The sequence below is a fragment of the Methylocella sp. genome (genome assembly GCF_044226135.1).
Lineage (GTDB): Bacteria > Pseudomonadota > Alphaproteobacteria > Rhizobiales > Beijerinckiaceae > Methylocapsa.
The window spans coordinates 1-5,975 of record NZ_JBGAHM010000061.1 but is presented as its reverse complement, the minus strand read 5'-3'; the positions used below and the strand labels follow the sequence as shown (position 1 = coordinate 5,975).

Sequence of the window (5,975 nt, the reverse complement as noted above, 5' to 3'; positions counted from 1 at the left end):
CGCCGCGGCCCTGCCGGTGGTGAAGGTCGGCCGCATCGCCGGCCAGTTCGCCAAGCCGCGCTCCGCGCCCGACGAGACGGTGGGCGGCGTCTCGCTGCCGAGCTATCGCGGCGACATCGTCAACGACATCGCCTTCGAGCCCGCGGCGCGCATTCCCGATCCGCATCGCCAGCTCATGGCCTATCGGCAGGCGGCGGCGACGCTGAACCTCATCCGCGCCTTCGCCGGCGGCGGCTACGCCAATCTCGAAAACGCGCATCAGTGGATGCTCGGCTTCGTCAAGGACAGCCCGCAGTCGGCGCGCTATCAGGAGCTCGCCGACCAGATCAGCGCGACGCTCGGCTTCATGCGCGCGATCGGGCTCGACCCCGAGTCGCATCAGGAGCTGCGCCAGACCGATTTCTACACCTCGCACGAGGCGCTGCTGCTCGGCTTTGAGGAGGCGCTGACGCGCGTCGATTCGACCACCGGCGATTATTACGCGACCTCCGGCCACATGATCTGGATCGGCGACCGCACCCGCCAGGAAGATCACGCCCATGTCGAATATGCGCGCGGCGTGAACAATCCGATCGGCCTCAAATGCGGCCCCTCGCTCAAGCCCGACGGGCTTTTGCGCCTGATCGACCTGCTGAACCCCGGCAATGAGGCCGGCCGCCTCACGCTGATCTGCCGCTTCGGCGCCGAGAAGGTCGAGGCGCATCTGCCGGCGCTGATCCGCGCCGTCGAGGCCGAAGGGCGCAGCGTGGTCTGGTCCTGCGACCCGATGCACGGCAACACGGTGAAGGCCGCGGGCGGCTACAAGACCCGGCCGTTCGACCGCATCATGAGCGAGATCCGCGCCTTCTTCGCGGTGCATCAGGCCGAGGGCACCTATCCCGGCGGCGTGCATCTCGAAATGACCGGCAAGAACGTCACCGAATGCACCGGCGGCGCGCGGGCGATCTCGGAAGCCGATCTCCGCGACCGCTATCACACCTATTGCGATCCGCGCCTCAACGCCGAGCAGGCGATCGAGGTCGCCTTCCTGATCGCCGAGCTGCTCAAGGCGGGGCGCCAGACGCGCGGCTTCGCCCGGCATCCCGCGGCGGCGGAGTAACAGGAGACGACAAGGGTTCGCCGCAGTGGCGCCTTAAGAGGCGCCGCTGCGCTCCTCGCGCACGCTCATCTGCGTGCCGCGCCAGGTGAAGTCGTCGACGAACCAGGCGTCGAGATACATCACGGGCAGCATGAGGTCGCGCAGCGCCAGCATGAAGGGCATGCGCCAGGAGCCATGCCAGCCCGCGATCTTCGCCAGCACAAGCTCCGGGACATGCCACAGCGCCGCGACGAGAAGCGCCGCGGCCGCGACGCCGAAGTCGGCGAGATGCGCGGCATAGGCCGCCGCAAACGCGGGCACGGCCGCCCCGGCGAAGATCTCGGGGGCGTAGAACAGCGGAAACGTCTTGCGCCGCATGCGCGCCCAGCGCGCCTGGCGCATCCACACGTCGCGCAGGCTGCGCCGGCCGAGCGGCTGCTCAAACGGGCTGTCGACCAGCGCGACCTTCAGGCCCTGCGCATGGACGAGCTTGGTCGAGGCGGCGTCTTCGGCGATCTCGGCGGCGAGCGCCCTGACGCCGCCGCCCCGCTCCATCACCTCCTTGCGCCACATCATGTTCTTGCCCTGCGCGAAGCCGCCCGCGGCGGCCGCGGCGGCGTATTGCCAGCGCGCCTCGAAGGTGTTGAGGAAGGCGCATTCGAGCTCGGCCCACGGGTTCTGCGGATGCGAGCCGAGCGGCATGGAGCAGACGAGCCCGACGTCGGGCTTGAAAGGCGCCAGCATGCGCTGGATATAATCCTTCGGCATCAGCACGTTATGGTCGGCGAGCGCGATCAGCCCATGAGCCGCCGCGTCCCAGCCGCGCACGCAATTGTTGAGCTTCGGGTTCGCCGAGACTTTCTCGTCGCCGATGATGAGCTTCGCCGGAATTCGGGGGTTCTGCGCGATCAGCCGCCGCGCGACCCCGACGACCGGATCATTGGCGCGGGCGACGCAGAAGATCACCTCGTAATTCGGATAATCGAGCGTGAAGCTCGAAGACAGCGTCTCCTCGATGAAATTGTCGAGGCCGCACAGCGGGCGCACGATCGAGACGCCGGGCGCGGGCGCGGGCGTGGGATAAGGCCGGCGGCGCGGCCATGTCCGCCAGAGCGCGATGCCGACGCTCGCCAGATTGAGCAGGATCAGCGCCAGACAGAACGCCAGAACCGCCGCAAGACCAACCGTCATGAACGCGCTCCAGAAAAAGCCTGCCTTGAGGGATCTTCGTAAACTGTCATAACGTCGCGCGGGACGCCGACCGGCTCAACGCCGCAGACCTTCAGGACCTTCATGTCTCATCCGATCGTCCGTTTCGCGCCGTCGCCGACAGGGGCCATCCATGTCGGCAACGCGCGAACGGCCCTGCTGAATTATCTGTTCGCCAAAAAACATCATGGCGAATTCATTCTTCGCTTCGATGACACCGACGCGGAAAGATCGAAGGAGGAATACGCCCTCGCGATCGAGGTCGACTTGGCCTGGCTCGGCGTCGTCCCCGACCTCATCCTGCGCCAGTCGCGGCGCGTCGCGCTCTATGACGCGGCGGCGGCGAAGCTGCGCGCGGCGAACAGGCTCTATCCCTGCTATGAAACCGCGGAGGAGCTCGAGCGCAGGCGCAGGCTCCAGCTCGCGCGCGGGCGCCCGCCCGTCTATGACCGCGCCGCGCTCGCGCTGACGCCGCAGGACCGCGCGAAGCTCGAGGCCGAAGGGCGCAGGCCGCACTGGCGCTTCCTGCTCGAACGCAGGACCGTGCGCTGGAGCGACCTCATCCGCGGCGACAGCCATATCGAGGCCGCCTCGCTCTCGGATCCGGTGCTGATCCGCGCCGACGGCGCCTATCTCTACACGCTGCCCTCGACCGTCGACGATCTCGACCGCCGCGTCACCCATGTCATCCGCGGCGAAGACCATGTGGCCAACACGGCGGTGCAGATCGAGCTGTTCGAGGCGCTCGCCGGCGAAGGCGCGGCGCCCGTGTTCGGGCATCATAATCTGCTGTCGTCGGCGAGCGGGGAGGGGCTGTCGAAGCGGGGCGGCGCGGGGAAGGTCGGCGCGCTGCGCGACGCCGGGATCGAATCCCTCGCCGTCGCGGCCGCGGCGGTGCAGATCGGATCGTCCGTGGCGCTGCATCCGGCGTTTTCGCTGAAGCAGCTCGTCGGCGAATTCGACCTCGCCACGCTGTCGCGCAGCCAGACGCGCTTCGACCCGGACGAGCTCGCCACGCTGTCGGCGCGGACCCTGCACGGCCTCGATTTCGAATCCGTGCGCGACCGGCTCGCGGTCCATGACGTGGTCGGGGCGAAGGCCGAGCCGTTCTGGCTCGCCGTGCGCGGCAATCTCGAAACCTTCCTCGACGTCGTGGACTGGCGGCGCGTGGTCGAAGGCGAGATCGAGCCGGCGCCGCAGCCGGGCGAAGAGGCGTTCCTGCAGGAGGCGGCTCAGGCGCTGCCCGAGGAGCCTTTCGACGAAAGGACGTGGGGCGAATGGACGGGACAGGTCAGGGCGCGGACCGGGCGCAGGGGCCGGGCGCTGTTCCATCCGCTGCGCGTCGCCCTTACGGGCCGCGACACGGGGCCGGAGCTTGCGGCGCTGCTGCCCCTGATCGGCCGCCTCAAAGCGTCGGCCCGACTACGCGGACGCGCCGCCTGACGCCGTCGGGGCCGGTCGTTTCGCGCCATTCGCCGTCGCCGCCGGCCGGGTCCGCGGCGGGGTCGGCCGCGGGCGCGGCGTCCGGCTTTGGCCGCGACGCGGCCGGCTTCGACGGCGCGGACATCTCGGCGGATTTCTCCGGCGTCACGATGATGTCGCCCTTGCGCAGGGCGCGCAGCGCGCCGTCCGCGCCGGAGAGCGCCTCGACCCAGCTCTGGCCGGGCGGCTTGCAGGTGCAGGCCGGGTCGAACGTCTTCTCGAACTTGCCGGCGTTGGGCATCTCGGAATAGGGCGCGCCGTCGAGCGAGACGGAGGTCTCGACCGGCCGGCTCGGCGAGCGCGTGTAGACCGCGACCTCGGCGTTGGGGCAGAGCGCCTGACAGAGCGAATGGAGCTGGGCCGGGTCGGCGTTCCTGGCCGAGACGCCGAGCGGGAAGAAGCCGCCGTCGCAGGTCCGCACGCAGAGCGCCTGGGAGCCGCCGCGCGGCGCGGGGTCGGCCTCCTCCGCGCGCCGCTGGGCTTCCTCGGGCGACATCGGGGCGGCCGGCTGCGGCGGCGTCTCGGGCGCGGCCGGAATGCCGAACAGCTGCTCGAAGAAGCCGCGCTGGCGCGGCTGCGGCGGCTGGTTGCGGCAATAGGTGTTGTAGCGCGCGACGAGCTCGACCCGCGCCGCCGCCCGGTCCGCCTCGCCGCCGCGCGCGCGCGCCTGGCCGACCTGGTCCTGCAGCGCGCGGATCTGCGCGTTGAGGCCGGGGCAGCGCCCGCTCCAGGCGTAAGGCGGCTGGTCGCAGGACAGCGAGCGCGCCGTCGCGATCAGCCCGTTCAGCTCGCCGAGCTGCTGGCGCGAGGGGCCTGGCCCGCGTCCGCCGCCGCTACGGTCGAGCTCGGCGATTTTCGCCTGTAGCCCGGCGCAGTCATAGGTCTGCGCCAGCGCCGCCCCGGCGGCCGCGAACCACAGCGCCGCGAGCAGGGGCGCAACCCCCCGCAGCCGCACGGCGCGAGGACGCCGCAGGCGAAAACCGCGAAAGCGAGCTGATACGACCATGAAGACCCTTTGACGCAACCCCGGACGCAGGCGCTGCGGCGCCTTCCCTGCGCGGTGGGGCGCCGTCTTGCGGCCCGCGCGAAGGCGCCTTTTTCGCCGCGCTTCATGGTGGAAGCGTGGCTTCGTCGCGGCCGCTTGGGCTTTCTAAAGCATTCGTCCGAAAAGATGCAGAGTTTTTGGCCGCGGCCCGCGCGCCCGGGCTCGCACGTCTGCGGCAAAGCTTGCGCCGCTGCGCTTGCGGCGGGGCTTCGCGCGCCGCATATCTTGGCGGTCAACTCGCGGAGACGCTGCGTCCATGCTTTCCAGATTTTTCCAGCCGGACCGATTTTTGCGGGCCGTCTTCGCCGGCGGCGCCTTTCTTTCCGTCGCCGCGGCGACGCTCTGGCCCGGTCCGGCCGCGGCCTCCGACGATCCGGACCTCATCTTCCGCAAGTCGACGGTGTTCAAGCTGCTCACGCCGAACGACAAGCTTGCGACCTACGCCATCGACGACCCCGACGTGAACGGCGTCGCCTGCTATTACACCATACCGGAGAAGGGCGGCGTCGCCGGCATGTTCGGCGTGGCCGAGGAGGCGTCCGACGTCTCGCTGTCCTGCCGCCAGTACGGGCCGATCTCGTTCAAGGCGAAGTTCGAGCAGGGCGACGTGGTCCACCGCGAGAGCCGCTCGCTCATCTTCAAGCGCATGCAGATCGTGCGCGGCTGCGACGCCAAGCGCAACGTTCTGGTCTATATGGTCTATTCCGACAAGCTGGTGGAAGGCTCGCCGAAGAATTCGACCTCGGTGGTGCCGGTGCAGCCCTGGGGCCCCGGCGAGGTCGCGCGCTGCGGCGATTTTTTGAAGTGACGCGCCGCGCCGCGCCTCAGATCGACTCCGAGCAGGCCACATAGAAAGAGCCCGGCTGCGCGCCCGCCGGGCGGCCCGGCTCGCCGTCGAGCTCCTCGGCGCGGCCGAAGCGCTCGACGCCCTTGAGGCCGTTCGCCTGGCACCAGGCGGAGGCGACCATGGCGCCGCAGGCCGATTTCGTGGCGAGGCAGTCTTCAAGGCCATAGCCGTCGTCGGGCGGAATGATGAAAGTGTGCTTCTCGCCCGCGCGCGCCGACGCCGACAGAAAGGCGACGGCGAGCGCGAGGCTCAGCGCGAACATGACGAGGCGGAAGGCGCTCCGCGCGCTGCGCCGCGCGCGCGCCAGTTCGCCC

General features: G+C 70.0%; 6 protein-coding genes. 3 read left to right on the top strand and 3 right to left on the bottom strand.

Annotated features, from left to right (window positions below; translation table 11 throughout):
- Nucleotides 1-1,099: 3-deoxy-7-phosphoheptulonate synthase class II (locus ACILRB_RS15695; RefSeq protein WP_395667235.1), on the top strand; the 1,099-nt coding region annotated here is incomplete at its 5' end.
- 33 nt (nt 1,100-1,132) lie between these two features.
- Here the strand turns inward: ACILRB_RS15695 and ACILRB_RS15690 are convergent.
- Nucleotides 1,133-2,269 (bottom strand): ceramide glucosyltransferase, encoded by a 1,137-nt coding sequence (locus ACILRB_RS15690; protein ID WP_395667234.1) that lies wholly within the window; start codon nt 2,267-2,269, stop codon nt 1,133-1,135.
- A gap of 102 nt (nt 2,270-2,371) precedes the next feature.
- On the opposite strand from ACILRB_RS15690, the gene ACILRB_RS15685 reads away from it, so the two are divergent.
- The gene (locus tag ACILRB_RS15685) at nt 2,372-3,730 is read left to right on the top strand and encodes a glutamate--tRNA ligase (protein WP_395667233.1); all 1,359 of its coding nucleotides are present in this window, start codon (nt 2,372-2,374) and stop codon (nt 3,728-3,730) included.
- Here ACILRB_RS15685 and ACILRB_RS15680 read toward each other — a convergent pair.
- Entirely contained in the window at nt 3,693-4,775 is a 1,083-nt protein-coding gene (locus ACILRB_RS15680; protein WP_395667232.1) for a DUF2865 domain-containing protein, read from the bottom strand. The genes ACILRB_RS15685 and ACILRB_RS15680 overlap by 38 nt on opposite strands.
- Nucleotides 4,776-5,070: 295 nt before the next feature.
- Between ACILRB_RS15680 and ACILRB_RS15675 the strand changes: the two genes are divergently transcribed.
- Nucleotides 5,071-5,622 carry a CreA family protein gene (locus tag ACILRB_RS15675; protein ID WP_395667231.1) on the top strand — a complete coding sequence of 184 codons (552 nt, stop codon included), beginning with the start codon at nt 5,071-5,073 and terminating at the stop codon, nt 5,620-5,622.
- A gap of 16 nt (nt 5,623-5,638) precedes the next feature.
- On the opposite strand, the gene ACILRB_RS15670 is transcribed toward ACILRB_RS15675, so the two are convergent.
- Nucleotides 5,639-5,975 (bottom strand): hypothetical protein (locus ACILRB_RS15670; protein ID WP_395667230.1); only part of this gene is annotated, 337 nt, incomplete at its 5' end.

Bases quoted from the DNA above. Each gene is read 5' to 3' on its own strand.
- ACILRB_RS15675 (WP_395667231.1), top strand. From the start codon at position 5,071: ATGCTTTCCAGATTTTTCCAGCCGGACCGATTTTTGCGGGCCGTCTTC.
- ACILRB_RS15680 (WP_395667232.1), bottom strand. From the start codon at position 4,775: ATGGTCGTATCAGCTCGCTTTCGCGGTTTTCGCCTGCGGCGTCCTCGC.
- ACILRB_RS15685 (WP_395667233.1), top strand. From the start codon at position 2,372: ATGTCTCATCCGATCGTCCGTTTCGCGCCGTCGCCGACAGGGGCCATC.
- ACILRB_RS15690 (WP_395667234.1), bottom strand. From the start codon at position 2,269: ATGACGGTTGGTCTTGCGGCGGTTCTGGCGTTCTGTCTGGCGCTGATC.